Raw genomic sequence first — 22128 nt, forward strand, 5'->3', positions numbered from 1 at the left:
AGCCCCATGTCATTACGCATCGTTTTTGCCGGTACCCCGGAATTCGCCGCCGTTCACCTGCGCGCCCTGATCGACAGTGAACATCAGGTCGTAGGGGTTTACAGCCAGCCCGACCGACCGGCAGGACGCGGCAAAAAGCTGCAGCCCAGTCCGGTAAAACAACTGGCACTGGAACATGGCATCGACGTCTACCAGCCACTCAACTTTAAAGCGGTGGCAGAGGTTGAACAGCTGCAGGCACTGGAAGCCGACGTCATGATTGTGGTGGCCTATGGCCTGTTATTACCACAGGCGGTACTGGATGCACCCAAATATGGCTGCCTTAACGTCCATGCCTCGTTATTACCGCGCTGGCGCGGAGCGGCGCCGATTCAGCGCTGTATTGAAGCCGGCGATAAAGTAACTGGCATCACCATTATGCAGATGGACGCCGGACTGGATACCGGTGATATGTTGCACAAGGTCGAAACCGGCATCAGCAACGATGATACCGGCGGCAGCCTGCACGACCGGCTGGCTGACATGGGCCCGGCGTCGTTGCTCACCACCCTGGCACAACTGGAAGCCGGCACCCTGCAGCCGGAAATCCAGAACGATGCATTAGCCAACTACGCCCATAAGCTGAAGAAAGAAGAAGCCTTGCTCGACTGGTCATTACCGGCCGCACAGCTGGCACTCAGAGTCCGGGCATTTAACCCCTTTCCGGTGGCCTTTACCCTGTTAGGCAACGAGCGTATCCGGGTGTTAAAGGCCAGTGCCATCGATCAGGTCACTCAGCTGCAGCCTGGCACCATTGCTCAGGTCAGCGCCGCAGGGATTGATGTCGCCTGTCACGAGGGGATATTGCGCCTGCAGCAAATTCAGCTGGCCGGTAAAAAGGCCATGGCCGTAGCCGATGTAATTAACGGTCAGCCGGAATTATTCCAGCCGAACTACGTCCTGGCGGCATCCTTGTGAGCGCTTCATTGTACGGCCGGGCCAGCAGCCAGCCACTCACAGCCCGCTATGCCGCCAGTCAGGCATTGCATCAGGTGATGCTGGGGCAATCACTGAATCAGGCGCTACCACCACTGGAAGCCCGGGTGGCAGAAGACGACCGTGGCTTTCTGCGCGATATGGCACTCGGCAGTTGCCGTTATTACCAGCGCCTGAATGCCATCGCCAAAATGTTGTTAAAAACCGCCTTTGCCGACGAAGATCAGGATCTGCACGCGCTGCTGATCGTTGGCCTGTATCAGCTGGAAATCCAGAAAAAAGCACCTCACGCGGCGGTGCATGCCACGGTGGATGTCTGTGATGAGATGGGCAAAGGCTACGCCAAATCGGTGGTGAATGCCTGTCTGCGCCGTTATGGCCGGGAATACGAAAGCCTGACCGCACCGCTGGCCGACAATCCGGTAACCGCCACCAGCCACCCCAAATGGCTGATGAAAATGATGCAAAAAGCCTGGCCGGAACAATGGCTGTCGATTTTCACACAAAATAATCAGCGGCCACCGTTATGTCTGCGGGTTAATCAGCGCCATGGCAGCCGTGACGAATACCTGCAACGGCTGCAGCAGGCCGGCATTGATGCCCGGGCGGCGGATTTTGCACCGTTTGCTATTTACCTCAGCGATTCCTGTGATGTCACGCAATTACCCGGTTTTGACGACGGCGACATCAGCGTCCAGGACGAAGCTGCGCAACTCGCCTCTGTTATTCTGGCCGCACAACCCGGCGATAAAATTCTCGACGCCTGTGCCGCTCCCGGCGGTAAAACCTGCGCCATACTGGAAAGCGCCGACTGCGACGTTACTGCCCTGGATATCGATGCCACGCGGCTGGAGCGGGTGGAAGAAAATCTCGAGCGTCTGGGTCTGTTTTCCAGCAGCTCAGGGCTATCAGCCAGTGTTGCCTGTGGCGATATGGCGGAACCGGACGACTGGTGGCAGGGGGAATTATTCGACGCCATTCTGCTTGATGCCCCCTGCTCGGCTACCGGGGTGATCCGCCGTCACCCGGACATCAAACTGTTGCGCCGGCGTGGTGATATTCAGCAGCTGGCGGATGTTCAGGCGCGCTTACTGGAACGCGCCTGGGAACTGTTAAAACCCGGTGGCCGCCTGTTGTACGCCACCTGCTCAGTACTACCCCAGGAAAATAACGACCAGATTGAAAACTTTATCCGGCAAAAACTTGAGCAAGGGCAGAATATTCAGCTGCAGACGCTGGACAATAGCTGGGGAGTGGCCTGTAATGCCGGGCGGCAGCTGTTCCCGCAGGAGAATGGCCACGATGGTTTCTTTTATGCGTTGTTGATTAAAGGTAAAGAGTGCAATGCTGACTAGCACCGAACACTCGCAGGATAGCTGTTTTGCACAGCCGCAGGCTGCCCATAGGGTTGATGCTGGGGAACGTGACTTTATGACAAAACAGCAGGATAGCTGTTTTGCACAGCCGCAGGCTGCCCATAGGGTTGACGCTGGGAAACGTGACTTTATGACAAAACAGCAGGATAGCTGTTTTGCACAGCCGCAGGCTGCCCGTCAGGGTAAAGCACAGGGATGTGCTTTATGAAAATTATTATCTTAGGCGCAGGCCAGGTTGGCGGTACGCTTGCCGAGAACCTGGCCAATGAGCAAAACGATATTACCGTGATTGATACCGATGCCGCCCGGTTACGTGAACTGCAGGATCGCATCGATATCAAAACAGTGAAAGGCCGCGGCTCTTATCCCCAGATCATGGCCGATGCCGGAGCCGATGACGCGGATATGCTGGTGGCGGTTACCAACTCTGACGAAACCAATATGGTGGCCTGTCAGGTGGCGTACACCTTGTTCCGCACCCCCACCAAAATTTCCCGTATCCGCTCTGCCGCCTACCTGAAACAGGCCGACCTGTTCCGCAACGACGCCTTCCCGATCGATGTGTTAATTTCACCGGAAAAAGTGGTCACCAACTACATCAGCCGCCTGTTGCAGTACCCGGGGGCGCTACAGGTACTCGATTTTGCCGATAAAAAAGTGCAGCTGGTGGCGGTAAAAGCCTATTACGGCGGGCCGCTGGTGGGTCAGGATGTCAAAACACTAAAAACCCACCTGCCGGATACCAATGCCCGGGTGGCAGCAATTTTCCGCCGCGGCCAGGCGATTGAACCAACCGGTTCGACCGTCGTGGAAGCCGACGACGAAGTATTTTTTGTCGCCGCCAAACACCACATCAAACGGGTAATGAGCGAGCTGCGCCGCGCCGAAGATTCCTATAAGCGTATTATCATCGCCGGTGGCGGTAATATTGGCTTCCGGCTGGCGAAACAGCTGGAAAAGGATTATCAGGTCAAACTGATCGAATACAACAAAGAGCGCGCTCAGTTCCTCAGCGAAAACCTCAGCCGTACCGTGGTATTGATGGGATCAGCCACCGACAAGGCTCTGCTGGAAGAAGAAAACATCGAAAACACCGACGTGTTCTGCGCTCTGACCAACGACGATGAAGTCAATATTATGTCGTCGTTACTGGCCAAACGCTCCGGCGCGCGTAAGGTCATGACCCTGATTAACAAATCGGCCTATGTCGATCTGGTTCAGGGTGGCATGATCGATGTGGCGATATCACCACAACAGGCCACCATTGGTTCATTGCTTACCCATGTGCGGCGCGGTGATGTGGTTAACGTACATTCGTTACGTCGTGGCGCTGCTGAGGCGATCGAAGCCATTGCTCATGGAGACAGTAGTTCCTCAAAAGTCGTGGGTCGTCCGATTCACGACATCCCGCTGCCGCCCGCGACCACCATCGGAGCGATCGTGCGTGGCGATGAAGTGATTATGGCGACCTCGAAACTGGTGGTCGAATCGAATGATCACGTCATCCTGTTTGTGATGGACAAGCGTCATATTCCCGATGTTGAGCGTCTGTTCCAGGTGGGGTTAGGGTTCTTCTGATGCATTTTAATGTGATCGCCAGAGTGTTAGGCATTCTGCTGATGCTGTTCAGCCTGACCACTCTGCCGCCGTTGCTGGTTTCTATGTGGTATGCCGATGGCGCCACCCAGGCATTTGCTTCCGCTCTGCTGCTGACATTTGGCATCGGTTTTATCAGTTGGCTACCTGTGCGTCATGTGCGTCATGAATTACGCACTCGCGATGGTTTTATCATCACTGTCTTGTTTTGGTTGGTACTGGCCTTCTCCGGCACTTTTCCGTTTATGCTGGCGGAGAACCCGGGCCTGAGCTTCACCGATGCTTTTTTTGAATCCCTGTCTGGCTGGACGACCACCGGGGCGACGGTCATGACCGGCCTGGACCATTTGCCACAATCCATTCTCTGGTATCGCCAGCAGCTGCAATGGCTGGGTGGTATGGGCATTATTGTTCTGGCGGTCGCGGTACTGCCAATGTTGGGCATTGGTGGGATGCAGCTGTTCCGGGCCGAGATTCCCGGGCCGATGAAAGACTCCAAACTGACACCCAGAATCACCGAAACCGCCAAAGCGTTGTGGTACATCTACCTGATGTTAACCATCGCTTGTGCTGTCGGTTATTGGCTGGCCGGTATGTCGGTGTTTGATGCCATTGGCCATAGTTTTTCCACCGTCGCTATCGGCGGGTTCTCTACCCACGATGCCTCACTGGGTTACTTTGACAGTGCCGCTATTGAGATGATTGCCGTGTTCTTTATGCTGGTGTCATCGCTGAATTTCGGCCTTCATTTTTACGCCTGGCGCAATCGGAGCCTGGCTCATTTTATCCGCGATTCCGAACTGAAATTCTTTTTCATGGTCATCGGTGGCGGCATCCTGCTGACCATTCCGGCGCTCTATCTGACCAACACCTACAGTTGGCAGGAGTCAGTCCGCTACGGTATTTTCGAGCTGGTGACTGTCGCTACGACTACCGGGTTCAGTACCGCGGACTTCTCTTTGTGGCCAGTGTTTCTGCCGGTGCTGCTGTTTATGATGGCATTTATTGGTGGTTGTGCTGGCTCAACCGGCGGCGGCATGAAGGTCATCCGTATCATGCTGATCTACAAACAGGGCATCCGCGAGATTCATCGTCTGATCCATCCCAACGCCATCATTCCGGTAAAGGTCGGCAAGCGCCCGGTGTCCGAGCGGGTGCTGGAAGCGGTGTGGGGCTTTTTTGCCGTGTATGTACTGACCTACATGGTCATGATGCTGGCGCTGCTGGCTACCGGCCTGGACCATGTAACGGCTTTCTCCGCCGTTGGTGCCTGCTTAAACAATCTCGGCCCCGGATTGGGTGAAGTCGCTAGCCACTATGGCAATATCAGCGATACCGCCAAGTGGATTTTGTCGCTGACGATGCTGTTGGGACGGCTTGAGATTTTCACGTTGCTGGTACTGGTCAGCCCGGCATTCTGGCGCAGCTGACGTTCGGACACTATTGACGCTCAGACCGCTGACACCGATGGCGTTCCGGTCATGCGATCAGCCAACAAACAACCAGGTAACAAAAAACCGGGCAACTGCCCGGTTTTTTTATACCCAGCGCGCCCCCCTCAGTTACGGTACCTTGGCCGCCTTGTAAGGGTTTGGCATGCCTTCAGGCTGGCGCTTAAAGCGTTTATAGGTCCACTGGTATTGCTCCGGACAAATCTCGATGCACTGCGCAATCCCACGGTTCATGGACGCCGCCGAGACTTCGGCATCGTCGGAATATAGCTCGTCATCAGCTGGCAAAAAGTACAGGTCAAAGCCTGCGGCATCCGGCAAACGCCGGGCAAAAGCATAAATGGCTTTGGCACCGGTTTTTTTCAGCATCTCATGCGGCAGTTTCGGCGTCAGCGTCGGATGTCCCATAAAATCGGCAAACACACCGCTGGGGCGACGTGGTTCCTGGTCGGGCAGAAAACCCACCAGCTGACCATCTTTTAATGTCTTGAACAGCCCCATGACGCCGGCACGGGTAGTCGGCACCAGTTTACAACCAATCGCTTCCCGGCGACTGACCATCCAGTTATTAAAGCTCGGCATTTTCGCAGGGCGATACATGATCGTGATGTCGTGCTGACGCTTGGCAACGTAGTTATTGATGATTTCCCAGTTACCCAGATGAGGAGCCAGCAGAATCTTACCGCCGTCGTATTGCATCAGCTCATCATACAGCGCTTCGCCATGGACCTGACGAATCAGCCCCACAGTTTGCTGAGGCTGGTAGCCCCACATCGGCCCGGTTTCGGCCATGGTTTTGCCATTTTCAATCAGCGTGTCACGCAGTAGCTGTTCGCGTTGCTGCGCTGTTTTTTGCGGGTACACCAGCTCCAGATTCACCCGTGCCACCTCACGACTGCGGGTACGACGCGCCAGTAACAGCTTGCCAATGCGGGCACCAAGATTCTGCGCCCGTGACAACGACACCTTGCCGAGCAACTTAATCAGACCAATCGCCAGATAACCTAACACTGTTTTCACAACACACCTCAGTTCTTTTTTCTCGCCGCAGTTTACGGCCTGCGGCCGGGCACGCAAGTGCAAACATCATTGCCAGCGCGGACAGGCCGGCAGAAAGCGCTAAGCAGGCAGCGCTTTTGCCCGGCTTTGCTAAACTCTACAGACACATCTCAGGTGCCTTATGATCGATCTGGAAAATACCCTCAAACACAAGCGCATTCTTATTGTTGATGATCTGGTGGAAGCGCGCAGTTCGCTGAAGAAGATGATCACCGTTTTGGGTGCCCAGGACATCGATACCGCCACCGATGGCCGGGAAGCCTCTGAGCTGCTGAACGAACGTCATTACGACATCGTGTTTTCCGATTACAACCTCGGCAAAGGCAAAGACGGCCAGCAGATTCTGGAAGAAGCCCGCTACAGCAAAAGCCTGAATGCCAGCTCGTTATTTATTCTGGTTACCGGCGAAAATGCCGTCGATATGGTGATGGGCGCACTGGAATATGAACCCGATGCTTACATCACCAAACCCTTCACCCTGAACATGTTGCGTGAGCGGCTGACGCGTATCTTCAGCATCAAAGAACAACTGGCAGCCGTCAACCAGGCGCTGGATGCCGGAGAACAACAGCAGGCCATTACACTGGCCGAACAACTGCTCGAGGCGCAGCCGAAATTACAGCTGCCCATCACCCGGATTCTCGGCAAGCTGTATATCAACGCCCAACGTTATCAGGATGCCATCGGTGTGTATTCCCGCCTGCTGAATCAGCGTTCCGTCGCCTGGGCGCGGCTGGGTCAGGCGATTTGTATGCATTACCTCGGTGACTCCCTCAGTGCGCTGGCGTTACTGGAGCAGAATCTGCTGAAACACCCGTTGTACGTCCAGTGTTATGACTGGCGCGCGCGCATTCTGCTGTCTCAGGGGAAAGCGGAAGAAGCGCAACAACAGCTCCAACAAGCGGTGGAAATTTCCCCCAAAGCGGTATTACGGCAGATGGAGCTGGGCCAGCTGGCATTACAGAACCAGGACTATGCCGTTGCCGAAAGCGCCTTTGAACAGGCCATTCGGCTGGGCCGTAACTCCTGTTACAAAACGTCCGATAACTACCTGCAGTTTGTCAATGCGGTACAACACGGGGTTACTCCGGAGGCCAGCCGTAACAACCGTAACCGGGTTGATAAAGCCTTCCGTGCTATTGAGGAACTGCGTCAGGATTACGCAGGCCAGAGTGATGTGATGTTTGAAACCAGCATCGTCGAGGGCAAAACCCACCTGCAAACCGCCAATGAAGATGGCGCCCGTCAGTCGGCCAAACGGGCGGAAGAATTGCTAGCCCAGATAGAAACACCCCAGGTCAGTCAACAATTGCAGATGACCGAAGCCTATATCGACACCGGCCAGCACGTAAAAGCCAAACAACTGCTGCAAACGCTGAAAAAAGCCGGGCTGGACGAAGCCGCCAGTCAGCAGCTGACCACACTGGAAAACAGCCTGAATCAGGTAGCCATCCGGGAATACACCGCAGAGCTGAACAGCCGCGGGGTCGCCGCCTATGAAAAAGGTTTATTTGTTGAAGCCATTGAAGCCTTCGACAACGCCACCAGCTACGACGAAGCCGGGGTCAGCGTGTTGCTCAATGCCATTCAGGCAAAAATCAGTTTTATGGAAGACACTCAGGTGGACGTGGCACAACTGAAAGACTGTTATCTGTTGTTTAAACGTATCGGTCCGGTGGGTGACAGCGATGAAAGATTTGAGCGCTACAACCGCCTGCGGCAAAGTTATTCACGCATGAAACGGGCTGCGGGCATATGAAATTTGAGCAACTGCTGGCGGCGGTGGTACACGACCTGAAAAACCAGCTGCAATCCCTGCTGGATTTTGAGCAGGATGCGCTGAGCCGTATTCCGGCACAATACCATCAGGAGCTGTGGCCGATACTGCAACGCACTAATCGCCTGAAAAATGATTCACTGCAGCTGATCACCCTATATCGCTTTCACGAAGACGGCCGTTTCCCGATGGACGACGCCTGGCCCAAAGACACCATCAGCGACGCCATCGAAGCCACCAGCCTGCAGTTCCCGACCATACGTTTTCATAACCTGGCCAGCGACGACTGCCAGGGGTTTTACAGCGAAACCCTGGTGCAACTGGCACTGGTTACCCTGATCACCAACAGCGCCCAGGCCGGCGCCACCGAAATCAAAATCAGCGCCGACGACAGTGGTGACCAGCTGTTACTGGAAGTGAACGATAACGGCCCCGGCTTTGCTGACGACATCCTCAGCGGCGAAGCCGAAACCACCAAAGCCGGTCCGGGTGGCCTGGGACTGTATTTTGTTGAACTGATCGCACAACACCACCAGCAACATCAGCGCTGTGGTTCCGTCACCATCGGCAACCGCAAGCTGATGAACCAGCAGATCGGCGGCGCTCAGGTAAAACTGTATTTACCCTGACTACGACACCGCTGCACTGTGCCAGCGGCCCGCTGCCAGCCCTATGAGGCCGGGCCAGATAAGGCTATAATCCCCGCCTTTCGTTTTTCTGCCACACAATCCGGCTATAACAGCAGCCGATTGGGCAGAACAACCCACTAATTCCGCAACACAGAGAAGGTCGAGCAGTGTCTGAACAAAGCCGCCACGATATTAAAACCTTCCAGGGCCTGATTGCTGCCCTGCAAGAGTTCTGGTCCGAACAGGGATGTGTGATTAACCAACCGATCGATATGGAAGTAGGTGCCGGCACCTTTCACACCGCGACCTTCTTACGTGCGATTGGCCCGGAGTCCTGGAACTCGGCTTATGTTCAGCCGTGTCGTCGCCCGACGGATGGCCGTTATGGCGAAAATCCGAACCGTTTACAGCATTACTATCAGTTTCAGGTAGTACTGAAGCCGTCACCGCTGGATATTCAGGACAAATACCTGGAGTCGCTGCGGGTTATGGGAATCGATACCAACGTCCACGACATCCGGTTCGTCGAAGACAACTGGGAATCGCCTACCCTGGGCGCCTGGGGTCTGGGCTGGGAAGTCTGGTTAAACGGTATGGAAGTCACTCAGTTCACCTACTTCCAGCAGGTCGGTGGCCTGGAGTGTTACCCGGTCACCGGTGAGATCACTTATGGTCTGGAACGGATTGCCATGTATCTGCAGGAAGTGGATTCTATTTATGATCTGGTCTGGACCTACGGCCCGGACGGCAGCGCAGTCACCTACGGCGACGTATTCCATCAGAACGAAGTGGAAATGTCGGCCTATAACTTCGAACATGCCGATGTCGACTTTTTATTCCAGGCGTTCAGCCAGCATGAAAAAGACTGTGCCCGTCTGATTGACGCCGGCCTGCCCTTACCCGCTTATGAACAGGTATTAAAAGCATCTCACGCATTTAATATGCTGGACGCCCGTCATGCGATTTCGGTGACTGAACGTCAGGGCTATATCCTGCGTGTACGCACCCTGGCCCGCTCCGTTGCCGAGGCGTATTTCCAGTCCCGCCGCAGCTTAGAGTTTCCTCTGGCACCTGAAGATCTGCGCAAAGAAGTGCTGGCATTAGCCGCCGCCGCAGAAAAAGAAGCCGCTGAGAAGGCCGCCAAAAAAGCGGCCAAAGAAGCCAAGAAAGCACAGGCATAAGGGGATAAATCATGACGACTAAAAACTTTCTGGTGGAATTAGGCACAGAAGAATTACCACCAACACAACTTCAGACATTATCCGCTGCTTTCACCGCTGGCATCGAAGCGGGTCTGCAGGACGCCGGTCTGGCAAACGGCATCGAAGTGGTGTCGTTTGCCTCGCCCCGCCGCCTGGCTGTGGTGGTAAATAATCTGGCAGAAAAGCAGGACGATCGCGACGATGTTTTGTGGGGACCGCCAGCCAACATCGCTTTTGATGCCGACGGCAAACCGACCAAAGCCGCTGAAGGTTTCGCAAAAAAAGCCGGCATTGACCTGGCCGACGCCAGCGAAGAAAACGGCAAATTAAAAGTATCCCGCCGTATCGAAGGTAAAGCGACGACCGATCTGTTAGCCGGTATTGTGCAGACCTCACTGGATAAATTACCCATCGCCAAACGTATGCGCTGGGGCGCCAGCCGGAACGAATTTGTGCGCCCGGTACAGTGGCTGGTGATGCTGTTTGGTGAACAGGTGGTTGACGCGGAAATTCTCGGTGCCAAAGCCGGCAACCAGTCACGCGGCCACCGCTTCCACGCCAACAGAAACATCACCATCAGTAGCAGCGGCGACTACCAGCAGGCGATGCGCGATGCGTTTGTGATCGCAGACTACCAGGAGCGCAAAAACATCATTCGCCAACAGGTCGCGGCCAAAGGCGAAGAGCTGGGTGGCGTTGCAATCATTGACGAAGATCTGCTGGACGAAGTGACCGGCCTGAACGAATGGCCAACGGCACTGGCGGGTAAGTTCGATGACGACTTCCTGCGTGTACCCAGTGAAGCCCTGGTGTCTTCCATGAAAGAACACCAAAAATATTTTCATGTGGAAGATAACAACGGCCAGCTGTTGCCCAACTTTATCACCCTGACCAATATCGAATCGAAAGATCCGCAACAGGTGATCGAAGGTAACGAAAAGGTTATTCGTCCACGTCTGGCAGACGCCGCGTTCTTCTGGGATACCGACCGCAAACAATCGCTGGAAAGCCGTTACGACAAACTGGCCAGCATGGTTTGGGTCAACAAACTGGGGACGCTGAAAGACAAAACCGACCGTATCGGTGCGCTGGCGGATAACATTGCGACCGCCATCGGTGCCGACAACGCTCTGGCACAACGTGCGGCCAAACTGTGTAAAACCGACTTATTAACCGACATGGTGTATGAGTTCACCGATCTGCAGGGCATCGCCGGCACCTATTACGCTCAGCACGATGGCGAACACGCCGATGTTGCCGCAGCGATGCAGGAGCAATATATGCCAGCCTTCGCCGGCGACGAACTGCCGGCCACTCAGGCTGGTGTGTGTGTGGCACTGGCCGATCGTATCGACAGCCTGGTTGGCCTGTTTGGTTTAGGTCAGATCCCAACCGGCTCGAAAGATCCGTTTGCTTTACGCCGTGCATCTCTGGGTGTGCTGCGTATTCTGGTGGAAAAACAAATCAATATCGATTTAGGCCAGTTAATCGACTGGGCAATTGCGGCCGATTGGGAAACCGCCCCGAAAGCCGAAACCAAAGCCACACTGATCGACTATATGCTGGAGCGTTTCTCGGCCTGGTATAAAGACGAAGGCATTGCTGTGGAAGTATTCCAGTCGGTGCGTACGTTAGGGTTAAGCAACGCGCTGGATATTAATAACCGTGTGCAGGCGGTTAACAGCTTCTCAGCGATGGAAGAAGCACAGGCACTGGCAGCAGCCAATAAGCGGGTATCCAATATTCTGGCGAAGAATGGCGGCGAGTCTGTTGTCGCTGAAGTTGATGCTGATCTGTTAAGCGAAGACGCTGAAAAAGTACTGGCCGCTCAGATCGCGGAAAAACAAACGCAAGTTCAGCCATTGTTAGCGGATGCTCAATACCAAGAAGCGCTGGCTTCACTGGCCGGCTTACGTGATGCAGTCGATGCCTTCTTTGATAACGTCATGGTCATGGCCGATGACGAAGCGGTTAAAAACAACCGTCTGGCACTGCTGAAACAACTGCAGGGCTTGTTTATTGCCATTGCGGATATTTCGTTGTTGCAGCAGGGTTAATCGCTAGTCATTAATACCAAGCCTCTGCCAGATCTCTGCCAGAGGCTTTTTTTTCAGAAAAAATTCTATGAACAAACTAATCATCCTCGACCGCGACGGCGTTATTAATCAGGACTCCGACGACTACGTAAAATCCGTCGATGAATGGATTCCGATACCTGGCAGTGCCCAAGCCATCGCACGCCTGTGTAAAGCGGGCTTTCAGGTGGCGGTAGCGACCAACCAGAGTGGCCTGGCGCGAGGGTATTTTTCGCAGGCTGATCTTGATGCCATGCACGATAAAATGGCGGCATTGGTAAAAGCTGAAGGAGGAGAATTCGCTCATATCGCCTGGTGCCCCCATGGCCCGGACGACCATTGTGATTGCCGCAAGCCCCTGCCTGGCTTAATCCATCAGATTGAGAAAGCATTGCATGTTTCGGCTGCTGGTGCGTGGATGGTGGGCGACTCATTACGGGATTTACAGGCGGGTGCGGCGGCAGGCTGCCAGGTGGCACTGGTCAAGACCGGTAAGGGTGAAAAAACGCTGCCTAAGTTAGCAGCCGATGACGCGCTGAAAAACAGCAACGTCTTTGCCGACTTATCGGCGTTTGTGGATTTTATTCTGGCCTGAACTGCTTTCAGGAAACACTGCTAAGAATCTGCGGCAACGGATTCCCCTGACCAAAGTGGTATAAACCCTGTCTGAAGAATAACCAGACAGTCAGCGGAATCCCTATGCAAGCAGCTTCGATACTGAACCCGTTAAGAACCCTGTTGTTCTACTGCTGGCTGGCTGGCTTTACTGTGTTCTGGTGCCTGCTCAGTTTTATCGTGGGGATTTTCCTGCCACTGAAAGCCCGCAACTATTTTGTGCTGGTATTTTATTGCTACGTCGCGGTCTGGTCAGCGCGGCTGATTTGTGGTGTGAAATGGCAGCTGGAAGGTGGTGAAAACATCCCGCAAGACGGCCGCGGTTACGTATTACTGAGTAAACACCAAAGCACCTGGGAAACGTTTTTTCTGCCCACCGCCATTGCCCCACACGTTCAGGTGGTCAAAAAAGAGCTGCTGTATCTGCCGTTTTTTGGCTGGGCGTTAAATCTGATCCATCCGATTTTTATCGACCGTAACCAGAAGTCCAATGCCCTGAAGCAGGTGATTCAGCAAGGCAGTGAACGGCTGCAGGATGGGGTCCATGTACTGGTGTTTCCGGAAGGCACCCGTATTCCGCCGGGGCAGCGTAAAGATTTTTCCAAAGGTGCAGCGATGCTGGCCAGTAAAGCCAAAGCCCCGGTGCTGGCCATCGCTCATAACTCCGGTGAATTCTGGCCCAATGACCACTGGGTGAAAAAGCCCGGTACCATCCGGGTGGTGATCAGCCCGGTGATTGAAACCAGCGACCTCAGCACCGCGGAAGTTAATCAGTGGGCCGAAGAATGGATCAACGCCACAGTCGAACGCATTTCACAGCAGAAATTCAGCGGCCGTAAAGTCGATGCCAACAGCAGTGGCAAACGTTTCTAATGGTTGTGCCGACGGTTGAGTAACACCCGTGCACGCAAGCGCTCGGCCGCGCTGAATTGCTGTTGTAGCAACTGGTCAAACGCCTGCTGATAATCGTTCCCTGAAAGCCCGGCTTGCTGCATCTCAGCCAGCGCCAGCGCCGCCTCATCGAGACGCTGCTGCCAGTGCAACTGTTCGGCATCAAGTTGCGCCAGTCGTTGCGCCACCGCTTCTCCGGCCACCTCCGCCCGGCGTTGATACCGTTCGTCCGGCGTCAGCTGCGCCTCACCGATTGCCATCAAAGCACTCTGCCGCAGATTGCGCTGCTGGTGCTCAACGACCTCAGCGGGCAAGCTGGCCTGCAGATTCGCCAGAGCCTGAGCGCGTTGCTCGGCGCTAATATCGGCTTGCAGCAGCCGTGCTTTCTCCAGAGTGTAATTATCAAGCTGACGATCCTGAGCAAACAGGACTTGTGCAACCTCAGCCCCAAGCATCTGGTCCTGCAACAGGATCAACGCCTGTTGGCGTTGTTGCAGTTGCATGAGCTGCTGCGCTTTCGATGCCTCCCGGTCTGCCATATATTCATCGTCAAATGACTGCAACGCTTCACGGTAACGCAAATAGTTGTCGTATATCTGCAGCGCCTGGGCCAGTGGCGCGCTGGCCAGCTGCTGTGCCAGTGCCTGCTCAACCAGAAGGCGAATATCATGCAGCGATAACTCGCCCAGTGTCGACAGGTAATAGTCGAACAGATCCCGCAGCCCGGATGTGAGTACTAACTCACCGCCCAGACTCAGCAATCGCACGCCATGGCTGCTGCCTTGCAGCGATGCTGGTTGCGGTAAGACGGGCTTCAGTAATGTCGAGCCCGCAGCGGCCGGCTGAGCCGTCAATACGTCAGATACCACAACCGAAGAGCGCATCGTCTGCACCTCGGGCTGCACCTCGACCTCCGGCTCATGCCATAAGTAACCGGCCGCCGCGACCACCAATGTGGCCGCGGCCAGACTGAAGCTTACACGCCAGGGCATAACTGCAGTTACAGCCCGGCCTGCTTCAGACGATTCGCATGGCTGCGATACAGAGACAGCGGATCGGTACTGAACAGCGAGTGCAGCCCCAACACCTGATTGATCAGATCGCCATGGTTCATTTTGTAATCATCACGAATCACCTGACCAAAATGGCTGGCACACTGGCCGGTAATGCCGTCGCTTTTACCGCCGAGAAACAGCAGACTGGTACTGCCGAACAGGTAATCCAGCGGATCAGCAGCGTTGGTAAACGGATCGCTGCCGGCCCAGGAATACAGCCGGATATCATGACCATTCAGGGTGACCGACGCTGGCCCTTCTCCACAGTAACTCTGCGGCAGACCCGCCGGAAACTGAGCGTTAAACGCCGCGGCACCGGCGGTGGTAAATTCAGCGGTCAGCGCCCGGGCATCGCCCTTGCCAACATCGTCACCGGATAAGGCATCAATCAGGCTGCCTGCAGCATCGACCACGGTTTCGTATACCCCGCCCAGCAGCGAGTCCTGCGGAAAAGCATTGTTCAGCAGATCGGCGATTGGCGCACCGGTATGAGGAGAACCCATGGTAGTCACGGATGCCACCAGATCCGGGCGCACATTCATCACATAACGCGACGTCAGTCCACCCTGGCTGTGTGCCACCAGATTAAATTTTTCGATACCGGGATGACTGGCACGAATGGTTTCCAGCTCGGTAATTAACTGTTCGCCGCGATCGATTGAATCGTTAAAGGCATTGATATGCGCACGGAACACAGTCGCACCTTCGCTCTCCAGTTTTTCCGCGATCTTGTACCAGTATTCAACACCGGCGATGGAATCAAACGCCAAAATACCCTGTACCAGCATGATCGGGTGTTGGGTCTCGGTGTAGCCAGATGGTTCAGGTTGTTGTGACATCGCCTGCGCATTGAGTGCGATAACCGAGGAGGCCGCCAGCAGTCCGGCCGCTAACCGCTTGGATAGTGATTTTTTCATGGTATGCCTGTTTTTTATTTTTATTGAAGTACGGCAGTATAAAAGTGCTGCCGCACGGGCCACATGGCATTGCGGGCCAGAACGAGGTACTGGTACCCCAGTACCTCTAATAACCGGACGTTCAGTATTACCAGCCCGGCAACAGCAAACCAGAATATCTGACGTTACAGCACCATCGCTGCAACCCAACCGGCCGCTAATAACGGCAGGTTAAAGTGCAGAAAGGTCGGGATCACAGTGTCACGCATATGGTTATGCTGGCCATCCGCATTCAGACCTGCGGTTGGCCCCAGGGTGGAATCCGACGCCGGTGAACCGGCATCGCCCAGAGCTCCGGCAGTACCAACCAGGGCAATAATCGCCAGCGGGCTGAAGCCCATCTGCAGGCATAACGGCACATAAATGGCCGCAATAATCGGAATGGTGGAAAACGAAGAACCAATGCCCATGGTCAACAACAGACCCACCACCAGCAACATCAATGCTGCCAGCGCTTTATTGCCGGCCAGCCAGTCGGAAGCGCCATTCACCAGAGTATCGATATGGCCGGTGGTTTTTAATACCTCGGAAAAACCCGATGCCGCAATCATGATAAAACCGATCGACGCCATCATTTTCATACCATCAACCAGCACACCGTCAGACTCGTGCCAGCGAATCACACCGGTGGCGGAGAACAATAAAAAGCCGGCCATCGCCCCCAGTACCATCGAATCGGTGTACAGCTGGGTGACAAACGCCGCAACAATCGCCGCACCGGCAACCCACAGTGATTTGGCGTTGTAGCCCTGCTCGGTATGTTCGGTTCGTTCAACCGCCTGCATATCGTAACTGCGCTTACCGCGGTAGCTGAATAACACCGCAATCAACAAGCCTGCCACCATACCCAGTGCCGGAATCGCCATGGCTTTCACCACCGACAGACCTTCGACATCCAGCCCGGCAGCGGCCACTTTACCGAGCAGAATTTCGTTCAGGTAGATGCCACCAAAACCCACCGGCAGGAACATATACGGCGTCACCAGACCAAAGGTTAAAACACAGGCGACCATTCGGCGGTCCATCTGTAAGCGAGTCATCACTAATAACAGTGGCGGAATCAGAATCGGAATAAAGGCGATATGGATCGGAATCAGGTTCTGGGAAGAAATGGCCACCAACATCAGCAGAAACAACAGCCCCTGGCCGAGCCAGTGACTGGTCTGTTCGTCACTTTTGCCAATCCGGCTGAGGATTTTATCCGCCAGCAGATGGGGCAAACCCGATAACGAAATGGCCACGGCAAAACCACCCAGCAAGGCGTAACTCAGTGCGATCCCCGCACCACCACCAATGCCGCTGTTAAAGGCTTTCAGCGTGGTCTGCATATCCAGACCACCAATCCAGCCACCTACAAACGCTGCGACAATCATCGACAGCATGACATGCATCCGTGCCAGGCTCAGCGCCAGCATCAGCACCACGGCAATAATTACTGCATTCATTTTAATTCTCCGGAGTTGGACACACCCGCGCGCCGTACAATAACTGACCGCCCGGACAGAACGGCGCGCAAGGTATCACAACCACACAGCAATTGCCTGACCAATGTCAGGGCAGTCACAGCCTGAATGCGGCATTGGCCGTTATCGCGGCACCACCCGCAGCAGCTGACCGTCCGAAAAGCCAACCACCACACTCTGGTCCGCCAACGAGTGGAGCTTGGTCACTTTTGGCGCCGCGTTCCCTAATAACAGGTGATCCTGTTGCAGCGGCAGTTCAATATGTTGTTCCGCCGCGCCGCCGGTCAGCGCCGTCAGGGTCAGGCAATAGCCGCCTTGCGGCGTTTTATGGCAGGTCAGCACCTGACTCTGATCGGCACTGAGGGCGGCACAATCAATTTCCAGCGGATATTCTTTCACCAGCAGGGTTTCTTCCGGATGATTGGCATCCGTCACCGCCAGCATAAAGTTGCCACCCTTCTGCCGGCTCGGCGCGTCATCGATATCACCGTATTCGAGGATCAGCGAATGGCTGGGAGAAACCGAGACCACCGGGTCATGTAATGGATGTAAACCACAGCTGTAACGCATTGAGTAATGGCTCAGTGGCGTGACTTCATGACTGGCCAGGTCGTAGCGATAACGGTCACCACCGCGACTCTGCAGTAACACCGCGCCGTCGATCAGCTCAGCGGCAATCACAGTGAAGTCAATTTTGTGATCACTGAGAACCTCACCACTATCCCGGTCCAGCTGCACCAGATGACCATAATGGCGGCGGCCACTGGCGGAGATATACAACAGCCGGCGGGTATCAATCACACACAAACAGGCCGCATCACCGGGCAGGCCGGTGGCTAACTTCTTAATGCGTTTACCCGATGCCAACGACACACAGCTGAGGCGGAAACCACAGTGCCAGAGTTCACCGGCCTCTTCATCCAGCGCGATGACATCGGCTCCGGGGACAAAATAACGCTGCAGCGCTGTTGGCTGATCCTGCTGCCAGACAAATGCCTGATTGCTGTTTAACGTCAGCCACTGGCCGGCAGCGGTCAGCGGTATCAGCTGCTGTGCCTTACTGAATGGTGCCAGCGGGTGACTTGCCATACCATCAGCCAGCTGCCAGCGGTACAGCGCGTGATTCCAGTCACTGCAACACACGCTGCCACCATCGTGACTGAGCGAAACAAACTGAAACCACTCATCCGGTGAAGCAACACTCAGGCGCTGCTCCCCGGTTACGATGTCGCGTACACACAGTTCACGGTTTTCGCCATACGCCACATGGCCGGCGGTCATACTGGCGACCACCACGTTATCCCATTGCCAGCGCCACACTTCGTCGCCGGCGCTGGCATCTAACACCACAATGTCATTTGCCAGTTTAATCACTGCCCGGCCGCTGTGAACGCCCAGCAAGGTCATGTCAGCGTCACTTTTATACAGCGGCACGGCTTTCACAACACCAGCCGGCCAGCGATACAACACCTTGCCGCTGGCCGCCACTAAGGTATCGGCCGAATCCGCTTCAGCAGCCCAACACAGCGCCTTAATGGCACCCCGACTGCCCTTCAGCTGAGTCAGCTGGTTAGTATCACAATCCTGCAACCACAGGCGCTGGGTTTTATCCTGCGTGGCATAAATCGCCAGCTGACTGCCGTCCGGGCTGAAGCGTAATAATGCCGCCGGCACCTCCAGCTCACTCTGATGGCACTGATTCAGCTCGTTATCCAGCACTAGCAGCTGTTTATTTTTTAACCCCACGGCGATCCGGCTGCCATCCGGGCTGATCGCTACCGCACAGGTGTCGGTATCTAACAACACACTGTGACCCTGATCCAGCTGTGACAGGCAGGTCAGCGTCAGCTGATTGTCGTTGATAATCACCAGCTGGTTATCACGCTGGGCAAACGCCCGTACTTTTCCCGGGTACTGAGCCGCCAGCGGCAGACCGGTTTGCAGATCAATCACCTCGATCCGCTGGCGCCAGCGATCTTCAAAAGAAATCAGATAACGATCGTCGTCACTGTGAAAAATCTGGCTGCGGTCGTTAGCCAGGCGCCATCCGCTGGCGCCGTATACGGATACAGAAGGGGTTGTCATAAACTTTTATCTGATAAAGAATTCAATAGTTAGGTTAATCAATAACACTACAATAAAGCACGCCAGCGACCTGCGCGTCACGTCACAGATTCAGATCAAGCTGCACAAAGCGGCCGTCATCAAAGCCGACGATCACAGCCTGGTTGTGCGCCAGCGGGCGGATAAAATCAGGCCGTGGTGCCAGATAACCGAGCGGCTGAGGCCCTTGTGCCAGTGGCAGGTCTGAGAGTTCAGCGGTGCAAACATCGTTCAACCCGGTGATACACAACTGATAACCGCCAGCAGCATCCTTATGGACGGTCAGCACCCGGCTTTCATCGGCGCTGAAACAAGCCAGCAGAATCTCACTCGGGTACTGCTTTTCCAGCACTAACTGCTGGTTATTGTGCAGATCCACCACCCGCAACCAACACAACCCACACGACTGTTCGGCAGCCGGTTGCAGATCGCCATATTCCAGCAGTAAACGGTGGCACGGCGACAACGAATTCACCGTCACCACACCCGGCTGCATGGTCGCATCGTAGTGGCGCTGATAATGCGACGCCTGAATCAGCTGCAGGCTCTGCAGACAGACGCGATAACGATCACCATTAGCGCTTTGCAGCCATAACTGTTGCTCCGCCAGACAGGCGGCAACGATATCCGGCGGCAGCGCCAGCTGGTTTAACCGCTCGCCGCTGTCACGCTGTATCAGCAACAGCTGACCGTGTTTGAGGAAATCGCAGGCTGAGATATACAGCAGCCGCTGCTCATCCGCCAATAACAGACAAGCCGGGTCACCGGGCGGCAAGGTGACTGTCAGCCTGCGCAGTAACGTACCGTCTGTCAGCGAATAACAGCCCAGCTGCTCACCCTCCACAGCCCAGAATTGTTGCTGTGTGTCATCGACAACCAGCAAACGGCAATCCGCCAGTGGCAACTGGCGCAGCGGATAGCGCTGACCGGCCTGCCATAACAACAACTGTTGTGGATGCTGCGTCAGCCACTGCTGAGAATCCGCCAGCGGATACCACTGCTGCAGCGAATCCGCCGCGGCCAGCGGATGACTGGAATCGCCCTGCTCCAGCGACCAGCGATACAAAGCCCGATCCCAGCTGGAAGCACACAGAGAGCGACCATCGTGGCTGAGCGACAACTCATCAAACGCCCGGGCCGGAGAACGGAAGCAGGCCAGCTGCTGTTGGCTGACGATATCCAGCACCTGCAACAAGCCGTTTTCGACATAAGCCAGGCGGCCGCTCTGCAACGCCACACCCACCGCCGGATCGTAATCCCGTTGCCACAGCGGCTCAGCCGTATGCCAGTCGAGCGCCACTAATTGCTGTTGTTGGGTAAAAATCAGCCGCTGCTGATCGGCACCAATCAGGCCAACAGCGCTGTCGGCCTGATACCAGAGCTGTAACCGGGAGGAGCCGGATTGCCAGCGGTACAGTTGCTTACCACAAGCCAGCAGTAATTCATGCTGATACCAGCACCAGCCCGCCAACGAACCCCGCGCACCACTCAGCCGCGTCAGTTGCGACGGTTCCTCCAGCAGCCAGATACGCTGACTGCGCCCGGCTGCGGCATATATGGCCAGCTGCCCGGCGTGTGGATTAAAACTCAGTTGCAGCGCAGGTAACTCCAGCTGATGACGCTGTACCTCGTTCAGCGCCTGGTCGAACAACAGCAATAAGCCGTTCTCCAGCGCCACCGCGATACGGCTGCCACAAGCACTGATCGCCAGCGCACAGGCCGGGGCAAGCAGCTCACAACTGCGGCCCTGATGCAGCTGGTTTAGCGGCGCCAGCGTCAGCCGCTCGGCCTGTACCACAGCCAGCTGATTATTGGCTTCGGCAAAGGCCATAAAGCGATGAGGATGGGGTTCGCCGCTGTGTGGATCAAAGGTTTGCCGGTGCTTACAGCGCTCGTCGTAGGGATATTGCTGCGCCGCCGGCTGGCCAGTGCTGAGGTCGATCAGCTCGACAAACTGCCAGGCGCTGGCATAACACAACAGGTAACGATCATCAGCGCTGTGAAACAACTGATTGTGGCGGCTGGCCAGACGCCAGGCGCTGGCACCGTAGGAATGAATTGCAGGAGGGGTCATTGCCGTGCTTTCTGAAAAAGAGATAAAAATCAGGCCGTTTTATGGCTGTAACTGGCCATCAGGCCCGCTGCCGCGACGAACATAGCGCCAAAGATGCGGTTTTGCAGTTTCTGGTGACGTTCGCTTTTCATCCAGCGCGACAGCACCGAGGCCAGGCTGGCGTAGCCCACCATCACCAGGATATCGACCACAATCAGCGTGCTGCCCATGATGCTGTACTGCAACGCCTGATTCGCGGCCAGAGGATCAACAAACTGCGGGAACAATGCCAGCAGAAAGACCGTCGCTTTCGGGTTGGTCAGATTCACAAACGCCGCCTGCCAGAACTGGCGGCTGCGGCTTTCATTCACACCGGCCTGCACTTCCAGATTGAGCGTTGCCTGGGTCCACTTCTGATAACCGAGGTACACCAGATACAACACACCAAACCACTTGATCAGCTCGAACGCCAGTTGCGACTGCGACAACAACGCGCCTAAGCCAACCCCCACCAACACCACCTGTAAGCCGTAACCCAGCTGTAACCCCATAATCGCCGGCAACGCCCCTTTTACACCGTAACGCAACCCGGTACTCATGGTATTTACTGCACCGGCACCGGGTGATAGCGAAATCAGGATAGCGGCGGCGAGAAACGCCAGGAACAACTCTAAGGCCATAACAGCTCCACAACAAAAACAGACGATAAGACAGCCTGCACTGTACCCGAGCAGACTGTTCTGGTTAAGAGACAGTTTTGTAATTAAGAGACAGTACAGCGGCTGGTGATTTGGTGGTGGTGGGATGTGAGCTGAATTTCATAAGGGCTCAGGGAAAGGATGAACTTATCCT

Annotated in this window: 17 protein-coding genes; 10 read left to right on the forward strand and 7 right to left on the reverse strand. The window is 55.3% G+C overall.

Going from position 1 to position 22128, the window contains the following annotated elements:
* Positions 1–6: 6 nt before the first annotated feature.
* The 4 genes from fmt to ACFOMG_RS04275 all read left to right on the forward strand — a co-directional run bounded on the left by fmt (position 7) and on the right by ACFOMG_RS04275 (position 5377).
* Positions 7–957 (forward strand): methionyl-tRNA formyltransferase, encoded by a 951-nt coding sequence (gene fmt, locus ACFOMG_RS04260; protein ID WP_376864980.1) that lies wholly within the window; start codon positions 7–9, stop codon positions 955–957.
* On the forward strand, positions 954–2330 hold the full coding sequence (gene rsmB, locus ACFOMG_RS04265; RefSeq protein WP_376864981.1) for a 16S rRNA (cytosine(967)-C(5))-methyltransferase RsmB: 1377 nt from the start codon (positions 954–956) through the stop codon (positions 2328–2330). Before fmt ends, rsmB begins: the two co-directional genes overlap by 4 nt.
* A 225-nt stretch (positions 2331–2555) precedes the next feature.
* Positions 2556–3929 (forward strand): Trk system potassium transporter TrkA, encoded by a 1374-nt coding sequence (trkA, locus tag ACFOMG_RS04270; protein ID WP_376864982.1) that lies wholly within the window; start codon positions 2556–2558, stop codon positions 3927–3929.
* Positions 3929–5377, forward strand: a complete 1449-nt coding sequence (locus tag ACFOMG_RS04275; RefSeq protein ID WP_376864983.1) for a TrkH family potassium uptake protein — start codon at positions 3929–3931, stop codon at positions 5375–5377. Before trkA ends, ACFOMG_RS04275 begins: the two co-directional genes overlap by 1 nt.
* Before the next feature lie 132 nt (positions 5378–5509).
* On the opposite strand, the gene ACFOMG_RS04280 is transcribed toward ACFOMG_RS04275, so the two are convergent.
* A complete protein-coding gene (locus tag ACFOMG_RS04280; protein WP_376864984.1) occupies positions 5510–6481 on the reverse strand; it encodes a lysophospholipid acyltransferase family protein in 972 nt (323 codons plus the stop codon).
* Between the two features lie 97 nt (positions 6482–6578).
* Here ACFOMG_RS04280 and ACFOMG_RS04285 point away from each other — a divergent pair, with 97 nt between their 5' ends.
* The 6 genes from ACFOMG_RS04285 (at position 6579) to ACFOMG_RS04310 (ending at position 13628) form a co-directional block, all read left to right on the forward strand.
* Entirely contained in the window at positions 6579–8216 is a 1638-nt protein-coding gene (locus ACFOMG_RS04285; RefSeq protein ID WP_376864985.1) for a response regulator, read from the forward strand.
* The gene (locus ACFOMG_RS04290) at positions 8213–8863 is read left to right on the forward strand and encodes a sensor histidine kinase (RefSeq protein WP_376864986.1); all 651 of its coding nucleotides are present in this window, start codon (positions 8213–8215) and stop codon (positions 8861–8863) included. The genes ACFOMG_RS04285 and ACFOMG_RS04290 overlap by 4 nt, the downstream gene beginning before the upstream one ends.
* Before the next feature lie 167 nt (positions 8864–9030).
* Entirely contained in the window at positions 9031–10044 is a 1014-nt protein-coding gene (gene glyQ / locus ACFOMG_RS04295) for a glycine--tRNA ligase subunit alpha (protein WP_376864987.1), read from the forward strand.
* An 11-nt stretch (positions 10045–10055) separates the two neighbouring features.
* Complete coding sequence (gene glyS, locus ACFOMG_RS04300) at positions 10056–12122, forward strand: glycine--tRNA ligase subunit beta (protein WP_376864988.1); 2067 nt, start codon at positions 10056–10058, stop codon at positions 12120–12122.
* A gap of 67 nt (positions 12123–12189) precedes the next feature.
* The gene (gene gmhB, locus ACFOMG_RS04305) at positions 12190–12735 is read left to right on the forward strand and encodes a D-glycero-beta-D-manno-heptose 1,7-bisphosphate 7-phosphatase (protein ID WP_376864989.1); all 546 of its coding nucleotides are present in this window, start codon (positions 12190–12192) and stop codon (positions 12733–12735) included.
* A 104-nt stretch (positions 12736–12839) separates the two neighbouring features.
* Entirely contained in the window at positions 12840–13628 is a 789-nt protein-coding gene (locus ACFOMG_RS04310; protein WP_376864990.1) for a lysophospholipid acyltransferase family protein, read from the forward strand.
* On the opposite strand, the gene ACFOMG_RS04315 is transcribed toward ACFOMG_RS04310, so the two are convergent.
* From ACFOMG_RS04315 to rhtB, 6 genes are all read right to left on the reverse strand, one after another.
* Positions 13625–14638: a lipase secretion chaperone gene (locus tag ACFOMG_RS04315; protein ID WP_376864991.1), complete on the reverse strand. Its 1014-nt coding sequence runs from the start codon at positions 14636–14638 to the stop codon at positions 13625–13627. The genes ACFOMG_RS04310 and ACFOMG_RS04315 overlap by 4 nt on opposite strands.
* 8 nt (positions 14639–14646) lie before the next feature.
* Positions 14647–15618 (reverse strand): esterase/lipase family protein, encoded by a 972-nt coding sequence (locus ACFOMG_RS04320; RefSeq protein WP_376864992.1) that lies wholly within the window; start codon positions 15616–15618, stop codon positions 14647–14649.
* 164 nt (positions 15619–15782) lie between these two features.
* The gene (locus tag ACFOMG_RS04325; RefSeq protein WP_376864993.1) at positions 15783–17102 is read right to left on the reverse strand and encodes a Na+/H+ antiporter family protein; all 1320 of its coding nucleotides are present in this window, start codon (positions 17100–17102) and stop codon (positions 15783–15785) included.
* 141 nt (positions 17103–17243) lie between these two features.
* Complete coding sequence (locus tag ACFOMG_RS04330; RefSeq protein WP_376864994.1) at positions 17244–19205, reverse strand: WD40 repeat domain-containing protein; 1962 nt, start codon at positions 19203–19205, stop codon at positions 17244–17246.
* 82 nt (positions 19206–19287) lie between these two features.
* Positions 19288–21297 (reverse strand): hypothetical protein, encoded by a 2010-nt coding sequence (locus ACFOMG_RS04335; protein WP_376864995.1) that lies wholly within the window; start codon positions 21295–21297, stop codon positions 19288–19290.
* A 29-nt stretch (positions 21298–21326) separates the two neighbouring features.
* Positions 21327–21956 (reverse strand): homoserine/homoserine lactone efflux protein, encoded by a 630-nt coding sequence (rhtB, locus tag ACFOMG_RS04340; RefSeq protein ID WP_376864996.1) that lies wholly within the window; start codon positions 21954–21956, stop codon positions 21327–21329.
* Between the last annotated feature and the right edge of the window lie 172 nt (positions 21957–22128).

The organism is Bacterioplanoides pacificum (assembly GCF_042648445.1).
GTDB classification, from domain to species: Bacteria; Pseudomonadota; Gammaproteobacteria; order Pseudomonadales; family Oceanobacteraceae; genus Bacterioplanoides; species Bacterioplanoides pacificum.